The organism is Alteromonas sp. LOR (assembly GCF_000753865.1).
Lineage (GTDB): Bacteria > Pseudomonadota > Gammaproteobacteria > Enterobacterales > Alteromonadaceae > Alteromonas.
Genome location: NZ_JQFW01000028.1, coordinates 49,512 through 72,223, shown reverse-complemented (window position 1 = coordinate 72,223; position 22,712 = coordinate 49,512). Strand labels below are relative to the sequence as shown.

The following is a 22,712-nucleotide window of genomic DNA, read 5'->3' as shown; positions in this document are numbered from 1 at the left end:
GTCATCTCGCAAATTATTATTTCTTTACGTTGATAACCCGCCGTTATTCGCTAATACTGGGGTTAATAGGACTTAAAGAGATAAGAGAGCATGACAGATAAGCGCCAATTTCAAAGGGTTGCATTAAATGTTCCGGGAAAGCTTGCCCACAACGATAGCGAAATAGATGTCATTGTTCATGACGTATCCCTACAAGGGATCAAGCTCCTCGCTAGTGAAACTGAACTGGCTAAATTGCCTTTCGATAGTCATGACCCATACGTGGCTAACTTTAGGGCCAACGAGGATAGCCCTCTCATCACTCTGTATATAGAACAGCTTTATCGACACTCAGATAGCCGCAAGTCGAAGGTGTCTTTGGGATGTAAGGTGTCACAAATGGACATAAATTGCGTCAGTGCCCTGCGACGTTTAATTAGTTTAAATAGCCCAGATGACAGCATTGATGAAAAAGATCTCAATGCGTTGGTCAATGCTGTCTATGAACACGCTAATTAACACTAATTTTAGATAGACCTTATCTTACTGTTCCAACGCATCTAGTGCTTCTGACAAACGGGCTACCGGTATTACCTTCATGCCCTGCATGGCTTGCTTCGGCATATTAGCTTTTGGCACTATCGCACGTTTAAATCCGTGCTTTGCAGCCTCAATGATGCGTTCGGTGCCGTTGGGAACAGGCCTAATTTCACCCGCTAGCCCCACTTCGCCGAAGACAATAAGATCGTTAGGCAGCGAGCGATTTCTAAAGCTTGAAATCATTGCTAATAGCAAAGCCAAGTCGGCACCGGTCTCTGTTACTCTTACCCCCCCCACTACATTCACAAACACATCTTGGTCGTTCATTTGAACGTTGCCGTGGCGATGAAGTACGGCAAGTAGCATCGACAGCCTGTTTTGATCAAGGCCCACCGCAATCCGCCTTGGATTAGACATTTGTGAATAGTCTACCAGCGCTTGAATTTCTACAAGTAATGGACGGGTGCCTTCCCAGATAACCATAACGCTAGAGCCCGGAGTTTCATTTTCGTCACGACTTAAAAATATGGCAGACGGATTTTTTACCTCTTTCAAGCCTTTTTCAGTCATCGCAAAAACGCCCAGCTCATTGACCGCACCAAAACGGTTTTTATGGCTGCGCAAGGTGCGATAACGCCCATCGCTTTCCCCTTCCAACATCATGGAGCTATCAATACAGTGCTCGAGCACTTTAGGCCCTGCAAGGTTGCCATCTTTTGTCACGTGACCAACGATAAACATGGCGATATGATTTTGTTTGGCAAAGCGGGTTAGATAGGCTGCTCCCTCTCGAACTTGAGACACGCTACCCGGTGCTGATTGAACGTCTGCAACGTGCATAACTTGAATCGAATCGATAACCATTATTTTGGGTTTTTCAGTCAGTGCTAGTTCACAAATTGTTTCGACGTTGGTTTCGGCTAGCATCATCAAGTTGTCATCGGGTAAGGACAAACGCTTAGCGCGCATGGCAACTTGCTGTAGCGATTCCTCACCGGTCACATACAGTGCCTTCTCAGTCTTCGCCATTTGGCACATAACCTGAAGTAAAAGCGTACTTTTTCCTGCTCCGGGTGAGCCACCAATTAGCATTGCTGCTCCTGGAACAATACCGCCGCCAAGAACGCGGTCCAGCTCTTTAAAACCTGAAGAAAAACGAGGCAGCGCTTCTAGGTCAATGGCGTTTAATTTTTCAATCTTTGCCGCAGTTTGACCCGCGTACCCAGCGTTTACTTGACGCGTATTTTCTTTGGCGCTAGCCACTACAAACTCGCTGATGGTATTCCATTCTTTACACTCTGTGCATTGTCCCTGCCAACGAGGAAACTCCGCACCGCAGTCTGAACACACATAAGCAGTTTTACGTTTTGCCATTTTCCAGTTTTATCCACAACTTAAAAAGAGTATTCTATCATTAAACGGCTTTGGAATAAGTACAAGGCTTCTTGAATTTAAAGATGAAAAATGGACTTACCCGCGAAATTCAAAGGTTAAGGTCTTTTCTACCACGGCCGATAAAAACTAAAATGAAAAACGTAAACAACAAAGTTGCGCATAGATGAGTCAAGACTTAGCCCAGTACGCTGACATAATCGAACAGTTAAAACCTATGGTGAACGAGCCTGAGTTCAACCAAGTTTTACTGCAAGTAGCTTCTGACATTCCAAAAGAAAAGCGCTTCCTGATTAAAATGGAAGTAAAGCGTCTTGCAAAACCTTGCATGCGCACTATTGACCTGCGTGGACACGTGGACGGTAAATGTAAGAAATATCCTCATGAAGGTAGAAATCACTACATGGACGATATTGCCGTCGACAAGTTTGAAGAACAGCTACGAATTTTTGGCCGTTATACCTACGGTGTTTATGAAGCCGTGCAAAGCACTGAAAATAACTTTCGTTTAATGCAAGAACGAGAGGTTGCTCAAGAGCGTGAAGAAAAAACACGACCAGAATTAAAGAAACGCTCGGCAGTGCTAGAGCAATTTAAAGTCCCCACCGTTAACTTACTAGACTACCGACAGCGCAATACAGAACGAATGAATTTCGCTGTGGCGGTAGAGATATTTAATAAATATAACGAATCAATGCGCGGCCTCAGTGTGGACATTTCTCTTGAGGGTCTGCAGGTCAAACTATCGAAAGACACCATTTTTGAGAAAGGTGAACTACTTTTTATCTACTTCAGAGGACTCGAAAGTGAGTTCACGATGGATAAGAAAAACGGGATTGCGTACAAGCTGGTAAAAATCTCCACCAAAAACGACGTAAACTACCTCGCATTGCAGCGAGATTCAGACCATCCAAACAAAAGCTTTGATCAATTTTTAGAAAGTTTTATTCACGGCAACAAGCGTCGCTATAAAGTGAATATGAATAACACTATCGAAGCGATAACCAGTAAAACCTCTGAACAGTATTTCTCACCGCGCAGCCCAACATTACCGATTTATATCGACGTTGTGAATCAAACCTTGGTGCCCCGTTTTGCCATGATGAACGAGGTAAACCGAGAAACGTTACAATACTGGCAGGATGAAGAAGACAACTGCCGATTAAACTTTCTGCTGACTCAAGAGCGACTCAAACGCCTATTGCAGAAGTCTGAAGAAGTAAGAGAATGCTTTGTATACAGCTTTACCCATCTACAAAACAGTAAAGTGTATTTTTATTCGGCCTCTTTTGAAGAGTTAATGCAAAAAGACCTACTTAAACAAGTGTTCTTGGGGTTCGGCTCTAAAAAAGCGAGCTGGAGAGTGTATAAGATAGCGCTTACCACTATGGTACCGGAACAGGCGCATATCCCCCTTTCCATCCCAGATTCTGTTGGGAGTAAAGTAAAGAAGCTCAATACCCCGCTTTCTGCCAGGCTTATGTCGAAGCTTAAAAATTTGCGCTACCTTGCCCATATTACCGATGTTACATCGATAACAGGGCAAGAAACTTACAACGATTTTACGTTTAATCGAGACAATCTTTCGCACTTGCGTAACTTTGGTCACCCCCGAAACCGTCCTCCCGCTGACATTCAAGTTGTGCGATTCAAAAATGAAGAGTTAAGAATTGAGAGTCGCTATCGATTACGAACTCATATAGAGGCGCGTTTCAATGGTGATGACACCGTTCATAAAGGTGTCAGCGAAGATATCTCAGTTCATGGTTTAGGCCTTCGAGTAGAGTTAACAAAAGAGTACGCCGGTAGTTTAGAGGGGCGGGTTGAAGTCGCATTCCCTCGCCTTCAAGCCATTACTACTTCGTTTGACGTCATGCAGTTACAGTACGAAATCATTTATCACAATGTAGATAAGAACATTCTGCATTTGAAAGCAGCACCGGGTGATGAAGGTAAAACGGCACGCAGCTTTTTTGAAGAGCTTATAAAGAAAAACAAAGCAAACCTGCATGCGGAGTCTGACGAAGAAGAGATCCCGGGTATGGGGCAAGCTCTTCGCTGTATTAATGCTAGAAATGCGACCTCTCTTTCTTTTCTTATGAGCAAAGAAGGCGTTAGGTATACGCCGCAAGCGGGCATCATTGGGAAACAAGATGAGCGAGTCACGCTTCTTACTACGCAGTACGCAGAGCGAGGCAAAGTAAATCTGGAATTTTTATTTCGAGATCGAAAGCAAGATTCCCCCTTTGTGCAAAGCGGCGTAAAAACCGTAAAACTAGAAAATATGCCGTTGCGACAAGAGCTGTTTGTCTCTTTTGACAATAGTCAAAAAGACTCACGCATGGCTATTATTCCTCGCTACTCTCACAAATTTGAAAGCAACACACAGCGACAAAATTTCATTAAAGAGGCAATGAATCGAGGACAATTTATTGCCATACACGTGATGCTTACCACCACAGGCAAACCCGACCTATCAATGCTGCAGACAGAAATAAATTACGTCACTATGTATGCAATGCACAGGGCAAGAGAGCTTGAGAAAAAGATGTGGAGTATCGCAGCTTGTGCCCACCTTGTGGACGTAACCGATGAAGTGTTAGTACGATATGGTTTTACTCCAGCTGAAATTGCGCAGAACCGAACGCTGGATGGGACGACTCAAATCCACAATCCGAAACGCACTTCAGCTGGCAGCGGGGTTAACCTAGAAGGCGCTGGCAGTGAAAACAGCTCATCACCCCAGAAACCAGAAGCTCAAAACCCACAAAACGCCTAAAAGAGGGAGTCGCTCCCTCTTTACCATTCGCTATTGGCTATTTATCTAAAAAGTAAAGCAAGCTGTGAAGGCCGCCTACACGTATGGCAACATCAGCCTTCTCGTTCACCACAGGCTTACCGTGACACGCTACGCCAAGCGCCGATGTCGCCATCATGACAAGGTCGTTAGCACCATCGCCCATGGCTACAGTTTGAGCATCTGAAATATTCCATTTTAACGCCAGTTGTTTCACTGTCTCGGCTTTTACATCAGCGTTAACCACTTCGCCTTCTACTTTCCCAGTCAATAGACCATTTTCAATAACTAAGGTATTGGACGTGGCGTAATCAAGCTCTAACCTACGTTTTAGGTGATCAGCAAAATAAGTAAAACCACCCGATGCGATAGCTAGCTTCCAATTGTGCTTTTTCAATTCACTAAGTAACCCTTGAATACCAGGCATAATAGGCAGGCTGTCTCTAATCTGACGCAGGTGCTCAACGGGCACCCCCTTAAGACACGCAACACGATGATGTAAACTTTCGTTAAATGCTATTTCTCCACGCATCGCCTTTTCTGTGACTTCGGCAACCTCCTGACCAACATCTGCCAGCTTGGCAATTTCATCAATACACTCAATACCAATTACGGTGCTGTCCATATCCATGACTAACAAGCCACCTTCAGAGAGAGAAGGCTGAGACTGCTGTACCCCGATATCAACGTTAAACGTTTCAGATAAGGCACCAAGTAGGGATTTTAAGATTGACGTGTCTTCGTCGAGCACATTTCCTTTTACTACCACCACATCATCACCAAATTGTTGATGTAAATGATGGAAAGTTAGACTTACTGTATCGAAGTGCGACTGGGTGTCAGTTAAAATATTGCCGACAATGTAGGGTGTAAGTGCCTGTCCTATAATAGTCATTGAGGCGTGAAAAGACGCATCACTTTGCTGCATGGCAATGACACCCGCTAGCGTTGAAGCGCAATGCATATCGTCTGCTGCGTTATCACCTAACAACTGTTTAAACGTGTCGAGCACTGGTAAATCCTTAAAAGTGGAGGTGGCTACATGCTACCGAATTGAGCAGAGTAATAAAATATCCGCTTTCAAATTAGTAAGATTTATCCTACTGTTACACTCATATTTACCCGTTAACGGAATTTCATGTTGGCCAAGGCTGAAACCAACTTATTGACCTCGTCAGCAAGTCATTCTCACTCGCTTTATACCGTCGTTAAACGACTGGTGCATACAGTACTGGCAAGCTTGGTAGTTGGCTTGCTTATTGCCCTGCTACTTATGCTTCAACGTTATCAAGAAGAGTGGCTACTTGCCCAAACCGAGTATGCCGGCAGTAGCGCTGCACGCCAATATGCAAAGCTTGTTTCCCCCATTATAGATACTACTGGTAATGGGAATTCCGACGCTAATTCTGTGAACGATGCTACAAGAGCGGTGGCACTTAAAAGTACAGCCACTGTGTTAACCCAAGAGCCACATATTCTTGGCATTGCTATATTTGATGAAAAAGGACAGTACATTGCGCCTTTGCCAAAAACCGAAAGTGTCGTTGCTCTTAGCCAGTCTCAGGACGTGCGGCCTCTTACGTTTGTTGAGCCTATTGTAAATAATAGCGACAACGTAATTGGTTACGTTCATATTCATATGAATACAAAAGTGATATTAGAGGATCCTCTGGCCCTGCGCGCACAGCTGCTGCTCATTGGGATTATCGTTTTATTTTTAGCATTGGTGATAGGAATTTATTTAACCCGAGGCTTCTACAAGTTTAGACCTTGGGTAATCAACAAATTCGCCCAGTTGGGTAATGATTAATATTCATTACTATTTGCATCAGATAGTTTAAAAAAGAGATGGCTTAAAAAGGCGTGCATAGTTTGCAGATGTTATCGCATTAATCTCATTTGGCTCAATATCAGACAGGGCTGAGAGGGCTGCAACCACATCTGTTAGGTAATGAGGCATATTGGGCTGACCTTGCCTACCTGACATTGGCATATCGGGCGCATCGGTTTCAAGTAAAATACTCTCTGGATGATGCCAAAGTAGATAAGTCACCGTATCTCTCGTTTTCTTTGCTCTTTCGTAAGTAACTGTCCCGCCAATGCCTAAACAAAATCCTCTGTCTATGTAGCGCTTGGCAACATCTTTACTGCCTGAAAATGCGTGGATAACACCCCGTCCCTCAAACGAAGATGCCTTCAAGGCTTCTAACAGCAAATGATGAGACTTTCGGTGGTGTAAAATAACGGGAAGCCCAAAAGAATCAGCTATATCTAAATGAGCATGTAACACCTGTTGTTGAACATTCATATCAACTGGAATATGACCGTCTAACCCGGTTTCTCCAATGGCAGAGAAACAGCCTTGAGCGGAGGAAAAACAGCCTTGAGCTGAGGATAAACAGCCCTGAGCGTTGGATGAACAGCCTTGAGCTTCAGGAGCACAGCCTTGAGCTACAGAAAGAAAACCTTGAGCGTTTGGTAAAGCCCCCTTAACCAAAGACAGACTTTCCTTAGTGTTTGCCACCGCATCAGCAACGGCGTCTTCAAACTGCTTGAGTAAAGGAGGAATTTCATCGCGCTCTTTAGGCAGGAAGTAAGGGTGCAAACCAATGGCGGTATCAATGGGAAGAATATCGCAGTAGGGCTGACTGTTATAACTACTAAGCACATTCCAAGACGCTGGCGTGATGCCTGGCACCATTATTCGCTTAACGCCATTTTGCTTAGCCTTGCGCAGCACTTCAGTAAGGTTACTCCCCAAGGGGGCCAAGTTAAGATGACAGTGACTGTCTATCATGTACCCCCTCCCCTGTACTCACTTCTTCGTATAACAGCAAATATGCTTTTAAATCGCTGTTGATAAGTGGACAAATGCTAAGGCATCAGTCGCTGAGTGCTCCAGCTACCAGCTTTATCAATGTTGTATTCTATACGATCGTGAAGCCTATCTTCACCACCTTGCCAAAACTCAATTTGATGAGGAACAATTCTAAAGCCACCCCAAAAATCAGGCACAGGAAGTTCTTTGTTCGCAAACTTTTCTTTTAACTGCTTAAATTGCGTAAGCAAGAGTGCTTTACTGCCAATTGGCTTACTTTGCTTTGACGCATAAGCCGCTAGCTGACTGTCTTTGGGACGGGAGAAAAAATAAGACGCATTTTCACTGGTGGATAGCTTTTCTACCGTGCCGCAGACACGCACCTGCCGCTCCATAAAAAACCAGGGAAAATGACAAGAGACTTTTGGGTTTAACGCAAGCTCTTTGGCTTTTCTACTTCCTAAGTTTGTAAAGAAAACAAAGCCGTCTTTATTTACATCTTTTAAGAGCACTATACGCTGCGAGGGCTGACCGCTTTCATCCACTGTTGCCACTGTCATAGCGGTAGGATCTGGAATATTCGCATCAATGGCATCTTGCAGCCACTTATCGAATAGTTGAAAAGGTGTGTCGGTAACGTCTGACTCGCTCAAGGTTCCCTTTGAGTATTGTCTGCGCATATCTGAAATAGCCATCAATTTCTCCTGCGCAATGTTTCTACATCATTAAAAGCGACTCTTTATTAAGAGTAGCCCTTGATAAACAGCCATACTTTGATGGTAGTCCATTGCGCATAAACAAATACTAATAAGACGTTAAAAACGAATAACGCTCAGGAAGGGATCACACCAGTTGCAACGACATGTAAATGAGTATTAAAAGTTGCTGTCATCGCCGTATCCAAGCGAGCGCAACGCTCGCTCATCGTCAGCCCAACCCTGTTTCACCTTTACCCAAAGCTCTAAGAACACTTTATTGTCGAACAGGTTTTCCATGTCTTTACGGGCATGCTCGCCTATTGTTTTAAGATGCTTACCACCTTTGCCGATGATCATGCGCTTTTGCGTTTCGCGTTCTACCAAAATAAGCCCACTTATTCGGTACACGCCATTTTCGGCCATTTTAAACTGCTCTATTTCAACAGTAGTCGAGTAGGGAAGCTCATCACCGGTAAAGCGCATCAGCTTTTCGCGAATGATTTCAGCGGCCATAAAACGGCTGGAGCGATCGGTTATGTAATCTTCAGGGAAAAAGAACTCACTCGGCGGAAGAGACTTAGCAACTAACTCGCGAATATCATCCACCATTTTGCCCTGCTTAGCGCTAATTGGGACGATATGTTCGAAGGTATGCTTCTCGCCAAGCTGTCTAAGGTGGGTAACAAAACCTTCTTTGTTCTCTACTTTATCCATTTTATTGACGATGAGGTAACAGGGTAGTTTTGATTGCTTTACCTTTGTCAGCACCATTTCGTCGTCTGCGTTCCAGCGATCGCCTTCAATCACAAAAAGAATCAAGCCAACTTCTGCTAGCGAGCTAGAGGCCGCCCGGTTCATATACCGGTTAATGGCACGCTTTTCATCTTGATGGAGCCCTGGCGTATCAACATATATAGCCTGATATTCACCGTCGGTATCAATGCCTAGTATGCGATGTCGCGTTGTTTGCGGCTTTCTAGAGGTAATGCTAACTTTTTGCCCTAACAAACGGTTGAGCAAAGTAGATTTACCCACATTTGGGCGGCCAACGATAGCCACCAAACCACAGCGTGTCTGCGGTTGCGAATAATGTATTTCATTGTCATTGTTAGTCATCGAGCTTCTCCAGCGTTAGACGAGCTGCTTCTTGTTCAGCTTTGCGACGGCTGTTTCCTGATGCTTTAACAGGCTCAGGTAAATTTTCAACCGTGCAGCTAACTTGAAAGACCTGCGCGTGATCTTTCCCAGAAATCGACAGCACCTCATAGGTAGGCAGAGGTAATTTTCGTCCCTGCAAAAACTCCTGTAGACGTGTTTTGTTGTCTTTAGGGTGAGCGTGGGGGTCTAACTTATTAATACGCGTTTCCCACAGTCTGTCTATAACGTGGCGCACCTCATCCATACCCGAGTCGAGATAAATTGCACCAAGCAACGCTTCTACCGCATCGGCTAAAATAGAGCTGCGACGATGCCCGCCACTTTTGAGCTCGCCAGGACCTAAGTGAAGCAATTCACCCATACTGGCCTCACGAGCTAGCTCGGCTAACGTATCGCCTTTCACCAGCGTTGAGCGCATACGGGTTAACTTGCCTTCAGGCACGTCTGGAAAGCGCTTGTATAGCGTCTCGCCAATAATCATTCCCAGTATGGCATCGCCTAAGAATTCTAGGCGTTCGTTGTGCTGTTTTGCCGCACTTCTGTGCGTAAAAGCTTGATCGAGTAAAGCGATATTATTGAATGTATAGTCTATCGCCTTATAAAGACGACGATATTTATCTATTCCCTGCATTAACGAATGCCACCTGTACGCTCGAATCGAACGCCTGTTGGGATCCATGTTGGCAACATATCTTGTGGCTTGCGCTCAAATTCAAACGAAATCCAAATTGCTACCGCTTTGCCGACTAAGTTCTCATCGGGTACGAACCCCCAAAAACGGCTATCACGACTGTTATCGCGGTTATCACCTAAAACGAAATAATTGTTCTCAGGCACAATCCATTCATTGCGGCGCGTTCCTGGTTGCGTATAAAAATTCACTGGAGAAATATCGCGCAGCGGATGGCGCAAAATATCGTGCTCTATATCGCCAAGTGACTCGGTATAGCGCATTAGCTGCGCCATATCCTGAACAAATTCACCACGCTCTTGGAAAGACAAAGGGACGGCCTCAAGTGCTGGACAGTTTTCACTCTCGACACATTTAGGCTTTATGTACACCTGCTTATTTTGATAAACCACAGTATCGCCTGGCATGCCTATAACGCGCTTAATGTAATCAATGCCGGTATCCTCTGGATACTTAAACACCACCACATCGCCTCGCTCTGGTGCTCCGGTCTCAATCAGCTTACTGCGAAATACAGGGTCTTTTACACCATACGCAAACTTTTCAACCAATATAAAGTCGCCAACGAGCAGTGTGGGCATCATTGAGCCAGACGGTATTTGAAATGGCTCATATAAAAATGAGCGCAACACTAATACGAAGGCAATAACCGGAAATATTTGCTGCGATGTATCCACAAGATACGGTAATTGTGGATCTTCACCGTAGCTGGCATTTTCGGCAACTGCTGATGCTTGCAAACGCGCTTTGCGCTTTGGTGCAAACACTACACTGTCAACTAACCATATAAGCCCTGTGATCAGCGTCAATGCAACCAAAATCAGGGAGAAGTAATTTGCCATTATTTACCTACCTTCAACACGGCAAGGAAGGCATCTTGCGGCAGTTCAACGTTACCAATCTGCTTCATGCGCTTTTTACCTTCTTTCTGCTTTTGAAGTAGCTTTTTCTTACGGCTAACGTCGCCGCCATAACATTTTGCAATAACGTTTTTGCGCAGCTGTTTAACCGTACTACGAGCGACAATATGGTTACCAATAGCCGCTTGAATAGCAATATCAAACATTTGACGAGGTATAAGCTCGCGCAACTTCTCAACGAGCTCTCTACCGCGGCCTTGCGAGTTATCTCTGTGGGTAATTACCGCTAGCGCATCAACGCGTTCAGCGTTAATCAGAATATCCACTCTCACCATGTCTGAAGTTTGGAAGCGTTTAAAGTTGTAATCGAGTGACGCGAAACCTCGACTTGTCGACTTCAAGCGGTCGAAGAAATCAAGTACTACTTCTGCCATTGGCAGTTCGTAAGTCACAGCAACCTGCTTACCGTGATAAGTCATGTTGGTTTGCATACCGCGCTTTTCAACACACAAAGTAATAACGTTACCAAGGTATTCTTGAGGCACCAAAATATTGGCCTCAACAAGAGGTTCGCGAATTTCAGCAATGTCATTAACTGGTGGTAATTTCGCCGGACTATCAACGGTGAGTATTTCGCCTTTGGTGGTCTCAACTTGGTAAATTACTGTTGGCGCTGTGGTAATCAGGCCAAGGTCATACTCTCGCTCAAGACGCTCTTGGATGATTTCCATGTGAAGCATGCCGAGAAAGCCGATTCTGAAACCAAAGCCTAGCGCTGCAGAGCTCTCTGGTTCGTAAAATAAAGACGCGTCGTTTAGGCTCAACTTTGCAAGCGCATCACGGAAGTCTTCATAATCGTCTGAACTAATGGGGAAGATACCCGCGTAAACCTGCGGCTTAATCTTTTTAAATCCAGGCAGCATGTCGGTGGCAGGTGCTTTTGCAAGCGTAATAGTATCGCCCACTGGCGCGCCCTGAATGTCTTTTATGCCGGCAATAATGAAACCAACTTCACCAGCACGAAGAATACCGGTATCTAGCGCTTTAGGTGTAAACACCCCAATTTTATCCACTTGGTGGCTTTGGCCGTTAGACATAATTTGAATTTTGTCTTTTTTGTTGAGTTGCCCCTCAACAATACGTACCAATGAAACAACGCCTTGGTAATTATCAAACCATGAATCGATGATAAGTGCCTTTAGCGGCGCTTCTCTGTCTCCACCAGGAGGTGGGATTTTATTGACGATAACTTCGAGTACGTCTTCAATACCAATGCCGGTTTTCGCTGAACAGCGAACTGCTTCTAGTGCATCAATACCGACAATGTCTTCTATCTCTTCTGCCACACGGTCTGGATCCGCTTGAGGTAAGTCGATTTTGTTTAGGATAGGCACAACTTCCATATCCATCTCAATGGCGGTGTAGCAGTTTGCTAGGGTCTGTGCTTCCACGCCCTGCCCCGCATCAACTACAAGTAGCGCGCCCTCACAGGCAGCTAGTGAGCGAGATACCTCATAGGTAAAGTCAACGTGCCCTGGTGTATCGATGAAATTAAGCTGATACGTTTCACCGTTTTGGGCGCTGTACTCTAGCGTTACGCTCTGCGCTTTTATTGTAATTCCACGCTCTTTTTCTAAATCCATGGAATCTAGAACTTGCTCAGCCATTTCGCGAGTTGAAAGCCCGCCACAATGCTGAATGAGACGGTCCGACAATGTCGATTTACCGTGGTCGATATGGGCGATAATACTGAAGTTACGAATGTGCGATTGTTGCATAATGCTGGAATTTACCTGCAGAAAAATTCATTAAACGAAAAAATACTGCGCGCTATACGCTAAGACGTAAACGCGGCGCGTGCGGATTTTACCCATTTATGGGCGGAAAAGCGAATTAGCAGCGAGTATATTTTGCTAAACAGCACAAGCCATGAGACGAGACAGTAAAATTCAGCTTTAAAACGGCTTTTTACTCACGTTCTAGAAGTTCTGCTTTAAGCAGGACAGGTCGATACTTTGCAGACTCTACCCGCTGTAATTTCTTAGCCGTGTATCGATACACGAACACCGTTGCAATAATACTTGGGAGTACTCCCCATAATTCATGAGTTAAACCAATCATAGACAGAAAGTAGGAGGCTAGCGAGAAGCAGCCGATAAACATAAACAGAGGAAGTAGATAAAGCCATGCTGAGGCACTTAATACGCCGGCCTCGGGCACACCAATAGTGACACTCTGACCAACAGAAACCGTCATTGGTGTAGAGACCGTTAAGCGCTGCATTTTCGGGGCAAGTGCGCGAGATATAGCGCCCGTACCGCAATCACTTTGTGCCTGACAACTGCTACACGTCGACTTTATTGCTGACTCTACAGTAACGCTATCACCGTCAATAGCCACCACCCTAGCGGACTCTTCAATCATTGCTGTTATTTACCGCGCTAATTGAGGTGGCAATCGCCTTTGCCGTTTGAAGTGGAATTTCGCCTAACACCGTTACCTGTGCTTTACCTGCTTTTAACGTAAGAAACGTACTCACCTCATTGCGCAAAGCGATATCGCCTCCCAGTGCATCCTCAATAGGTTGAACATACACAGACACATCTACCAAGCCATCACTGTACATTTTATACTCTACCACCTGACCGGTCAGTGCTAGTCGTCGTGTATCTCGTTTCACCTCTTTCATACCCACAGGAAGGTAGTTAACTTCCCACCCATGAGCGCGAGATTGACTGCTTGCCATCATAATTGGCTCCGGCAAAGACGATGGATTAATTCTGGCAAAATAGGGAGAAGGCGATGCCATCACAGAAAATGCGCTAATTTGTATTTGTTCCAGTAAGGCGCCCTGTAAATCCAGCATATTAAGTTTTAATAGCATGCCCGACTCTTCATCAAGCCAAAGCTGGTAGCCAAACCGGGTGTTGTCCCTGCTCACAATTCTAATTTGCTGTGCAGAACGTCCAGCGACTCTAGCTCGGCCAACTAATACAAATTCGTAACTTTCTAAGAGCTTCTGTGGGTTATGAAGAAGAATATTGGGAATGGGCCCATTGATAAAACGAGAGCGAATGCTGTAAGGCTGCGTATCAGGCTCAAATACACTTACGATACCATCAACGCGGATAAGCTCGCGGCCTGGTCCATTTTGTAAATTCAATTGCTCTACTTCAGTGCCATCATCAAGTACGCCGTGACGCCATAGATATGGCACCGTTTCCTTACCAACGGTGGTTTGAACAAACGATACCTGGTAATTGGCAGAAGAGATGAGTGATTGAAGACGCTGTAACCACTGTGCCGGTGTTTGCAGTGCGTTAGTTTCTCTCTCTAACGCCGGCTCTGTTTGTTTTACTGTATCTGTTTTTGTCTCTCTTTCTGTTGCGCTTTCTGTTGCGCTTTTTGCTTGGTTATTTGACTCAAGGCTATTTGACTCAAGGCTAGTTGGAAGAGACGAATCCCTTGATTGCGCATGAACACAGAAAGGCGTGAAAATTGATAAAGCCCCGGTGATGAGGAGAACAAATTGGTTACAGCGCATTTTCCTTGCCTTTAAAACAGACATACCAGCACGTGCAAGTGCTGGTATGCGAAGTTACTAATAATAAATACTAGTTGAAATAGTGGCGTTGCCGCAATCGCCTATGGGCGATTAGTATCGTCAGAGGCTTTTTCTTCCTCTTCGGCCTGCACCTGTTTCAATTTTATTTGTTGCTCATGGTCGGCGATAAGCGCGTTAATTTTACGCTTCTTCTCAAGCACTTCATTCATGTCGTTGCGTGGCAACGTCCGAGTTTGCTCAAGACTTACCGGCGCTAAACCACCTTGAGGACCCGCAGTGGGTGCCGTCATGAATGGCTCTGAAGGCGCTGGCTGGTTCAGGTGCTGAACACCTAAAATAACAGCTAAAGCTACCGACGCTGCAACGGCAAACTGACCAGATTGAGTTGCAAATGGAACCACATTCCCAATGATTGGGATTGAGCGCCAGCGAGACTCTTTTGGTGCAACAATCGCAGGTTCATCTGCCAAGGCCGCAGCAATGCTAGCCGTAATATCCATTTCTGGCGCTACGCTTGCTTCTTTGCGCATGGTACCACGGATGACATGGTATCGCTGCCATTTAGCTTGAAGCTCTGCATCATGCTTAATCGCGTCGATGATTTTATCGTCTTCTGCTTCACCATCCATGAATGCGGACAATTTTTCTTGCTGTTGCGTCATATATTCATATCCAGATCGTTTTGATCGTTAACTACCCTAACACAGCTGTTAGTCATCCCAAAAAAGAGAAAGTTCATCTTTTTTGAAGTTTATTTAAATTAATTTTCCAACAGCGGCTGAATAACCTTATCAATGGCTTCTCTCGCCCTGAATATACGCGAACGAACGGTACCTACAGGACAAGACATTACACTGGCAATTTCTTCGTAGCTTAACCCTTCAATTTCACGTAGCGTTATCGCCATTCGGAGATCATCAGGCAGTTTTTCCACCACTTTAAATAACGTCTCTTCTAGCTCATCCGAGAGCAAACTCCGTTCGGGAGTCGATTGCTCTTTTAGCGCGTCACTACCTTCATAGTAGTCGGCCTCTTCAGCATCCACATCGCTTGCGGGGGGCTTTCGGCCTTGAGAAACGAGATAGTTTTTAGCGCTATTTACCGCAATGCGATAAAGCCAGGTGTAAAAGGCACTGTCTCCGCGAAAATTGGGGAGCGCTCTATATGCTTTTATAAAGGCTTCTTGTGTTACGTCAGCAACATCACCTGTATTTTTAACGTATCGAGACACTAGGTGCATAACTTTGTGTTGGTAACGGGTTACCAACAAGTTAAATGCGTTTTTATCACCACGTTGTACTCTTTCCACCAGTTGCTGGTCGGTTACTTGCTCGCTCATTCGAGCCATTACTCCCTACTTCATATCCACAATAGCTCTATTAAGCCTGCTTATAGACGTGTTCTATTTAAAAAAGTTCTGTTAAAGCATTAATTATTTGAAATAATACCATGTTCACGCCCTAAGAATTATTGTGTTTTGTCACTCATCCTTTAGACTTGCTGAACCTTTGCTCGTATATATTGATGTAAAAATACATGAAATCTGGATCGTCTTCACTAACTTCCACACCAAATGCCATAGAACATCGATGTGATGTGTTAATTATCGGAAGCGGCGCAGCTGGGCTAAGCCTAGCGTTGAGGCTCGCTGACCATTGCCAAGTTATAGTTTTGAGTAAAAGCGATCGAAATGAAGGCTCAACACGTTACGCTCAAGGTGGTATTGCTGCAGTATTCGATGAACAAGATTCAATCGATGCACACGTCAGCGACACGCTAATGGCCGGTGGCGGCCTTTGTGAGGAGCCAGCAGTTCGCTTTACCACCGAACGGGCAAAAGCGGCTTTGGAATGGCTAATTAGTTACGGAGTGCCGTTTGACAGAGAAAAAAGCGAATCTGGCGAAGAGAAGTTTCACCTGACCCGAGAGGGCGGTCATAGTCATCGCAGAATATTGCATGCCGCGGATGCCACTGGCGAAGCGCTGCAAATTACGCTTAACGATGCGGTATCTACCCACCCCAACATCCATTTTTTCGAGCGCTATAATGCCATTGACCTCATCCCATCGAAGACCGAGAAGAATCAGTGCGTGGGTGCGTATGTATGGAACCGTCAGCAAGAGCACGTTGAAGTTATCCGCGCGCCGTTTATTGCCTTAGCCACCGGCGGCGGCAGTAAAGTTTATCAATACACATCAAACCCGGATGTATCGAGCGGTGACGGCATTGCAATGGCTTGGCGCGCCGGATGTAGAGTGGCAAACATGGAATTTAACCAGTTCCACCCTACTTGTCTATTTCATCCTCAGGCGCGAAACTTTCTCATCACAGAAGCATTGCGCGGTGAAGGCGCTAATCTTTGTCACGCTGATGGCACTCGCTTTATGCAGAAGTTTGATGAGCGTGGCGATCTTGCGCCCCGTGATGTGGTTGCAAGAGCCATAGATTATGAAATGAAACGCTTGGGCGCAGATTGCATGTACTTAGACATCAGTCATAAACCTGCCGATTTTATTGTTAAACACTTCCCTAACATCTATCGCAAATGCCGCTCCTTGGGTATCGATATCACCCGTGAGCCAATTCCGGTGGTACCGGCAGCGCATTATAGCTGTGGTGGTGTGATCACCGACTTTAATGCAAAGACCGATTTAAACAACGTTTACGCTATTGGCGAAGTCGCTTATACCGGTTTGCACGGTGCAAATAGAATGGCGTCAAACTCCTTACTGGAATGTGTGGTGTTTGCCAGTTCAGCAGCAGAGCATATTATTAGCTGTCTCCCTACTAAAGATAGTGACGAAACTATTGCCCCTTGGGATGAAAGCCAAGTATCAAACTCAGACGAAGAAGTTATTATTCAACACAACTGGCACGAGCTGAGACTGTTTATGTGGGATTATGTTGGTATTGTTCGAACCGATAAACGGTTAGAACGTGCTATGCGACGCATTAAGTTGTTAGAGCAGGAAATTACCGAATATTACTCCCACTTTCGAGTAAGTAACAACTTGCTTGAGTTGAGAAACTTGGTCACAGTGGCAGAGCTCATTGTGCGATGCGCCATGGAAAGAAAAGAAAGTAGAGGCCTTCATTTTAATCTGGACCATCCAGAACAGCTAAGTGACACTAAGCCCACCGTGTTGGTACCTAATAACCAGCTGTCCGGAGAAAGCGTTGGGGCACTCATCACTGAAGGAAGCTTCAGCGATATGCGTTAAGCTCTAGACGTTAAGCGCTAACAAATAACTCTCCGGCATGCCCCTGTACACAAGAAAAGGTACGCAGTGGTAATGTTAAACACTAAAGGTGAGCGTTAAAGTAAACGGAAACGCCCACCTTTTTTTAATAATGCAAAAAAGCGTGTAAGTGCGTAATTGAGTCTTTCGCACTGGTCACTTCTAGCTCGGCACTATGTTTAACAAACGGGTTAGCATGCGATTTTGATGTTGCGCTTGAAGAGCCAGTTAGGCTTTTACTGAACACGGTCAATTCATTGGGTAAATAAACGGGCTGTTTGAACCTACACGACACTTCTTTGATATAGCCGTTACATAACGCTTTATTACCGCCTGAGCCCTGCTCTTTTTCTTCGTTATCTGTGCTTTCGGCCTTGGCTTCGACAGTGTCATCAACAGTGGTTTTGTCGGCAGTATTGTCAACAAATTGAGAGATTACACAGGCCAGTGTCCACATTCCGTGGGCAATGGCAGTTTTAAAGCCAAATGCCTTCGCAGAAACAGCCGATAGATGAATAGGGTTATAGTCTCCCGAAATAGCGGCGTAGCGCCTTCCTGTGTCTGCACTTGCAGTGAGCGTTGATACTAACTCTCGCTGTATGGCCTCATCGCTCTCGTCGGTTGAAACGTGTCCTGTCTGCGCTGCTCTTGGAGCAACATGCACCGCTTTCACCTTAACTAGGTAACTACTTACAGCTTTATAAACGCACTTTGAGCTTTGCAATGCGTCAAGTAAAACATCCACTTCCCACCCTCTTGCATGAGGTCTAACATCACTAAACCTAACCCGACACTCAACAGGCTCAGAGAGATCGCAATGCTCAAAAACCTCAACCTTGTTGGCGCAGTGAATTAATCCAAGTAAAGGAAATGGGCTTTGTTTGTCTAATAAACAGCGCATTTGCAAAGGAAGAGAAAGCATTTGCAGATATAAAGGATGAACGTGTTCACTCGCAGGCCAAGCCACTTCCTGACAAAATTTACCGTAGTGTTTGTTGTCTATATTGAGAGTTTTGGTGTAAATGCGTTGCGGTAACCGTGGAGGTTTGAACTGCATTAACTGTCGCTTATCAACGCGCTTAAACAGCGCTTTTGTATATTCACGAAACATTCATTTTGTCCCTAAGTCCATATCCTTTTCTGACATAAATTACCGCTCTACATAATCTGCGATAATCACGTTCAGAACATTCGTTTTTCAGTACCCAGCAAAAGTGAGCGTGATCTTTATCGGACCATTTTTGTTTTACTCGAGTCATCTCCAGACAAATCCCCCAAGGGAAAAGCTGAGACGCACCGTGAAGCTGAAATATATCATTAGTCTGAGAGCTGGTAAGTCTTTTTCTTATCAGATTCATAAACTTGTCACAAGAGACGCCGTCTACAATATGCACGACACCCTCGTCCGACAACATCAAATCCAGTTGGTTTAGAGAATTTCTCTGTGTTGATTGACTAAGCGTTGATTGTCTAAGCGCCAATTGACTTGGCTTTGATGGACTGGGCTTTGGTATACAAAAAAGCGAACAGTAAATCCATATAAAAAGTGGGGGGAGCGTGAGAGCGGTAAGGTTTGTCTTATCAATCCACGTCATAAGACTTGATGGCAAACATTGAAATACAACTAACAGTAGAGCGGATAGAGTGACGCGGTTGAACGTCACTCTGTAAGGTGAATACGTTATGTGTATTCTATACTTTGACACGATTGACGACGGTTGAAATCATCGCGGCTAACTCAGGGTCGTCGCATTTTTGGTGACCCATTATCCACGCGAATAAATCAGGATCGTCGCTTGTTAGTAAACGCTCGAAGGTAACTTTTTCTTCGTAGCTTAATTCGTCGAACGCTTGCTCTACAAAAGGCAGTAATAATACATCTAGTTCAAGCATGCCGCGGCGGCATGCCCACTTTAATCTCGCTAATCGTTTGGGTTCAAACATATATTCTTTAACCTCAATTGTTATCATTAAATAATACCACGCGTGCCACTGTAGGATCACTGCTCTTTTGGTCTGATAAGCAAACTTACGTAAAGAATTTACGACTGCCTGCCACCTCCCCCTTGATAAATCAGCTTTTTGCCATACTTTGATACCATACGTTTCTAAAAAGAGCGCCATCATGTCATTAAAAACGCTAGATGCATTACCACAACATTATGCTGTAACACTTGGCAACACCATGATTATAACCCTCGAGGGTGAGCAAGCGGATAGCTATCTGCAGGGCCAGCTAACTGTCAATATCAATAAGCTAGATGACAAGACGGTACGGCACTACGCCCATTGCGATAACAAAGGTAAAACATGGTCAACGGGGTACCTGGCGCGATTTGGCTCAAAAATACTGCTACTGACTAATGAAGACGCTGGTGCACGTACCCTAGCTGAGCTTAATAAGTACGGCGTATTTTCAAAAGTAGACATCGTTGATAGCAGCAGCGAATTCAATGCTTTTTTTGTTTCAGGCACTGAAGCGGTAGCCCTTTTAAGCAAATATTTCCCTGACGTGTCTTTAGACGAAACCGATAGTGACGGTTCTCTTATCAGTTATCAAAACGAGTATGGGCTTTGCTTTAAAACCGATACCGCGCAACAGGGTTACTTCGTAGTTCTGCACCAACAAGCTAGCGACGACGTTACAGCAAACATAGCCAAGAACGCACTTCCCTGTTATGCACAATCGGTGTTTGACGCCATTAAAATTGTTAATGCCCACGCGACAGTCAACGGAAGTACAGTGGGTGAATATGTACCCCAAATGCTAAATGTACACGCCCTTAATGCCATTGATTTTGATAAAGGCTGTTACATGGGCCAAGAAGTGGTGGCGAGAACCCGTTTTTTAGGGAAAAACAAACGTGCTGCATTCAGTTTTTGTATTGATGGAAATGTTGAGGTTTCTGCCGGAGACACTATTGAAAAGCAGCTTGGCGATAATTGGCGAAGAGCAGGCTTGGTAACAAGCGTTGCCCGTTTAGACAATGAAACTCACTTTATGGCGGTACTTTCAAACGATACCACCCCACAAGATTTACACAGGTTGGCTGATAATGAGGCTGTAACCTGTTACCCTTATGCTCTGCCGTACAGTATTGAGCAACAAGCCAGCAACATCATTAAGAAACGTCGCTGATTTTTACGGCAAACGATTTACATTCATTACCCACATGGGAAAACTTAGGATTTTATATGACTATTACCTCTGATAGCGTTGTAACACTTCACTATACTGTTTCAACCGAAGATGGAACCACATTGGATTCTTCTGAAGGAAAAGAACCGCTAGTCGTGTTGCTTGGTCAACGCTTCCTTATTGAGGGACTAGAAGACGCATTAATTGGAAAAGACAAAGACGATAGCTTCAACGTGTCTATCGAGCCTGAAAAAGCATACGGAGAGCGTGTAGACGAGTTAGTTCAAACCGTTCCTCGTTCAATGTTTGAAGGTACAGAAGTTGAAGTAGGCATGTCTTTTCGTGCCACTACACCGCAAGGCGAACAGTCTGTCATTATTATAGAAACGAATGATGAAGAAGTGGTTGTTGACGGTAACCATCCTTTGGCGGGTATTCCATTAACATTTGACGTTAATGTAGTAGATATTCGTGAAGCGACTGAGCAAGAGCGCGAGCATGGACATGTGCACGGACCTGAAGGTTGCGGACACGACCACTAAGCCACACGCTATAGTGTAAAAAAAGGGAGCAACAAGCTCCCTTTTTTGCGCTCTATCAGCACCGTATTAATTAGATAGCGTCTTCGTTCTGCTCACCGGTTCGGATTCGAACCGCACTTTCTACGTTATAAACGAATATTTTGCCGTCGCCAATTTTACCTGTTTTGGCAGCCGACTGAATAGCATCTAATGCTTGTTCCACGCGCTCGTCGTCGAGCACTAACTCAACCTTAATTTTAGGGAGAAAATCGACTTGGTATTCAGCGCCGCGGTAAAGTTCAGTGTGCCCTTTCTGCCTGCCGAAACCTTTTACCTCAGTAACGGTCATCCCTGCAATACCGACCTCAGCTAATGCTTCCCTTACATCGTCCATTTTAAATGGCTTAATGATAGCTTCAATTTTTTTCATAACTACAACTCATCATAGATTGTTGGAATGGGTACACGCTTATGCTGTGTACGTTCATAAATATAAAGCAATTTCTCTTCCACTTCAGCGGAAACTGGCTTACCTTCAAGAAAATCATCGATTTGATCGTAAGTCATTCCCAGCGCTTGCTCATCTGCTTTCTGTGGAGACAGGCTTTCCAAGTCAGCTGTGGGGGCTTTAGTAATCACGTTATGAGGCGCACCTAAGTGCGATGCCAATGCTCTAACTTGGCGTTTACTTAAACCAAAAAGCGGAGCTAGGTCGCAAGCACCGTCGCCGTATTTAGTATAGAACCCTGTAATATTTTCAGCCGAGTGATCGGTACCTAGCACAAGCCCATCCACCATGCCGGCAATCTCATATTGCGTGACCATACGCGCTCTCGCCTTCACGTTGCCTTTCACAAAGTCTTGTTTGGCAGTACTGTTTGGAAGCAACCCCGTCTCTTTCAGAGCGTTGGTTGTAGAAGTATGTATGGCATCAACGCCTGGCTGAACATTAACGGTCACAGAATGTGAGGGTTGAATAAAATCGATAGATTGCTGTGCATCATCTTCATCAGCTTGGGTGTCATAAGGAAGTCTTACCGCTATAAACTGGTAGTTTTCATGATTTTCTTTGTTCAATTCATTGACGGCAAGCTGTGCTAATTTGCCCAAAGTACATGAATCTATCCCGCCGCTAATACCTAGCACTAAAGAGTTTAACCCTGAGGTGAGCAACTGTTTTTTAATAAATGACACTCTTCGCGCTACCTCAAATTCAACATCGATTTCAGGAAGCACTTGCATCTCTTCAATAACTGCTTGTTTTTGCATCATAATATCCACATGTTTTTTAAGCGTCTTAGTCGGTGAGTTTAC

The 22,712-nt window shown here is 44.8% G+C and carries 22 protein-coding genes; 6 read left to right on the top strand and 16 right to left on the bottom strand.

Going from position 1 to position 22,712, the window contains the following annotated elements:
* The first annotated feature begins 90 nt into the window (after positions 1-90).
* Positions 91-498, top strand: a complete 408-nt coding sequence (locus JV36_RS0110745; protein WP_032096916.1) for a PilZ domain-containing protein — start codon at positions 91-93, stop codon at positions 496-498.
* A gap of 24 nt (positions 499-522) precedes the next feature.
* On the opposite strand, the gene radA is transcribed toward JV36_RS0110745, so the two are convergent.
* Entirely contained in the window at positions 523-1,893 is a 1,371-nt protein-coding gene (gene radA / locus JV36_RS0110740; protein ID WP_032096915.1) for a DNA repair protein RadA, read from the bottom strand.
* A gap of 184 nt (positions 1,894-2,077) precedes the next feature.
* Between radA and JV36_RS0110735 the strand changes: the two genes are divergently transcribed.
* Positions 2,078-4,690, top strand: coding sequence for a PilZ domain-containing protein (locus JV36_RS0110735; protein ID WP_152561586.1), 2,613 nt, complete (start codon positions 2,078-2,080; stop codon positions 4,688-4,690).
* Positions 4,691-4,727: 37 nt separating this feature from the next.
* On the opposite strand, the gene serB is transcribed toward JV36_RS0110735, so the two are convergent.
* Entirely contained in the window at positions 4,728-5,672 is a 945-nt protein-coding gene (gene serB / locus JV36_RS0110730; RefSeq protein WP_152561588.1) for a phosphoserine phosphatase SerB, read from the bottom strand.
* A gap of 174 nt (positions 5,673-5,846) precedes the next feature.
* On the opposite strand from serB, the gene JV36_RS0110725 reads away from it, so the two are divergent.
* Positions 5,847-6,518 (top strand): hypothetical protein, encoded by a 672-nt coding sequence (locus JV36_RS0110725; protein WP_032096913.1) that lies wholly within the window; start codon positions 5,847-5,849, stop codon positions 6,516-6,518.
* 27 nt (positions 6,519-6,545) lie between these two features.
* Here JV36_RS0110725 and JV36_RS0110720 read toward each other — a convergent pair whose 3' ends face one another.
* The 10 genes from JV36_RS0110720 to rpoE all read right to left on the bottom strand — a co-directional run bounded on the left by JV36_RS0110720 (position 6,546) and on the right by rpoE (position 15,837).
* Entirely contained in the window at positions 6,546-7,505 is a 960-nt protein-coding gene (locus JV36_RS0110720; protein ID WP_032096912.1) for a TatD family hydrolase, read from the bottom strand.
* Between the two features lie 77 nt (positions 7,506-7,582).
* A complete protein-coding gene (pdxH, locus tag JV36_RS0110715; protein ID WP_032096911.1) occupies positions 7,583-8,221 on the bottom strand; it encodes a pyridoxamine 5'-phosphate oxidase in 639 nt (212 codons plus the stop codon).
* Positions 8,222-8,401: 180 nt separating this feature from the next.
* Positions 8,402-9,340 (bottom strand): GTPase Era, encoded by a 939-nt coding sequence (gene era / locus JV36_RS0110710; RefSeq protein WP_052010267.1) that lies wholly within the window; start codon positions 9,338-9,340, stop codon positions 8,402-8,404.
* A complete protein-coding gene (rnc, locus tag JV36_RS0110705; RefSeq protein WP_032096910.1) occupies positions 9,333-10,013 on the bottom strand; it encodes a ribonuclease III in 681 nt (226 codons plus the stop codon). The genes era and rnc overlap by 8 nt, the downstream gene beginning before the upstream one ends.
* Positions 10,013-10,915, bottom strand: coding sequence for a signal peptidase I (lepB, locus tag JV36_RS0110700; protein WP_032096909.1), 903 nt, complete (start codon positions 10,913-10,915; stop codon positions 10,013-10,015). The genes rnc and lepB overlap by 1 nt, the downstream gene beginning before the upstream one ends.
* Positions 10,915-12,711 carry a translation elongation factor 4 gene (gene lepA / locus JV36_RS0110695; protein ID WP_032096908.1) on the bottom strand — a complete coding sequence of 599 codons (1,797 nt, stop codon included), beginning with the start codon at positions 12,709-12,711 and terminating at the stop codon, positions 10,915-10,917. Before lepA ends, lepB begins: the two co-directional genes overlap by 1 nt.
* A 190-nt stretch (positions 12,712-12,901) precedes the next feature.
* The gene (locus JV36_RS0110690; protein ID WP_032096907.1) at positions 12,902-13,357 is read right to left on the bottom strand and encodes a SoxR reducing system RseC family protein; all 456 of its coding nucleotides are present in this window, start codon (positions 13,355-13,357) and stop codon (positions 12,902-12,904) included.
* Complete coding sequence (locus tag JV36_RS0110685; protein WP_235207823.1) at positions 13,350-14,501, bottom strand: MucB/RseB C-terminal domain-containing protein; 1,152 nt, start codon at positions 14,499-14,501, stop codon at positions 13,350-13,352. Before JV36_RS0110685 ends, JV36_RS0110690 begins: the two co-directional genes overlap by 8 nt.
* Positions 14,502-14,578: 77 nt before the next feature.
* A complete protein-coding gene (locus JV36_RS0110680; protein ID WP_032096905.1) occupies positions 14,579-15,160 on the bottom strand; it encodes a sigma-E factor negative regulatory protein in 582 nt (193 codons plus the stop codon).
* A 98-nt stretch (positions 15,161-15,258) separates the two neighbouring features.
* The gene (gene rpoE / locus JV36_RS0110675; protein WP_032096904.1) at positions 15,259-15,837 is read right to left on the bottom strand and encodes an RNA polymerase sigma factor RpoE; all 579 of its coding nucleotides are present in this window, start codon (positions 15,835-15,837) and stop codon (positions 15,259-15,261) included.
* A 197-nt stretch (positions 15,838-16,034) separates the two neighbouring features.
* On the opposite strand from rpoE, the gene nadB reads away from it, so the two are divergent.
* Positions 16,035-17,720 carry an L-aspartate oxidase gene (gene nadB / locus JV36_RS0110670; RefSeq protein ID WP_052010266.1) on the top strand — a complete coding sequence of 562 codons (1,686 nt, stop codon included), beginning with the start codon at positions 16,035-16,037 and terminating at the stop codon, positions 17,718-17,720.
* A gap of 124 nt (positions 17,721-17,844) precedes the next feature.
* On the opposite strand, the gene JV36_RS0110665 is transcribed toward nadB, so the two are convergent.
* Both JV36_RS0110665 and JV36_RS0110655 read right to left on the bottom strand, forming a co-directional pair.
* Complete coding sequence (locus tag JV36_RS0110665; protein WP_032096903.1) at positions 17,845-18,849, bottom strand: MaoC family dehydratase; 1,005 nt, start codon at positions 18,847-18,849, stop codon at positions 17,845-17,847.
* 581 nt (positions 18,850-19,430) lie between these two features.
* A complete protein-coding gene (locus JV36_RS0110655) occupies positions 19,431-19,709 on the bottom strand; it encodes an FAD assembly factor SdhE (protein ID WP_200883152.1) in 279 nt (92 codons plus the stop codon).
* 154 nt (positions 19,710-19,863) lie between these two features.
* Between JV36_RS0110655 and ygfZ the strand changes: the two genes are divergently transcribed.
* Complete coding sequence (ygfZ, locus tag JV36_RS0110650; RefSeq protein WP_235207822.1) at positions 19,864-20,877, top strand: CAF17-like 4Fe-4S cluster assembly/insertion protein YgfZ; 1,014 nt, start codon at positions 19,864-19,866, stop codon at positions 20,875-20,877.
* Between the two features lie 56 nt (positions 20,878-20,933).
* Entirely contained in the window at positions 20,934-21,419 is a 486-nt protein-coding gene (locus JV36_RS0110645) for an FKBP-type peptidyl-prolyl cis-trans isomerase (RefSeq protein ID WP_032096902.1), read from the top strand.
* A 70-nt stretch (positions 21,420-21,489) separates the two neighbouring features.
* On the opposite strand, the gene JV36_RS0110640 is transcribed toward JV36_RS0110645, so the two are convergent.
* Positions 21,490-21,828 (bottom strand): P-II family nitrogen regulator, encoded by a 339-nt coding sequence (locus JV36_RS0110640; protein ID WP_032096901.1) that lies wholly within the window; start codon positions 21,826-21,828, stop codon positions 21,490-21,492.
* 2 nt (positions 21,829-21,830) lie between these two features.
* The gene (gene nadE / locus JV36_RS0110635) at positions 21,831-22,667 is read right to left on the bottom strand and encodes an ammonia-dependent NAD(+) synthetase (RefSeq protein ID WP_032096953.1); all 837 of its coding nucleotides are present in this window, start codon (positions 22,665-22,667) and stop codon (positions 21,831-21,833) included.
* Positions 22,668-22,712: the final 45 nt, after the last annotated feature.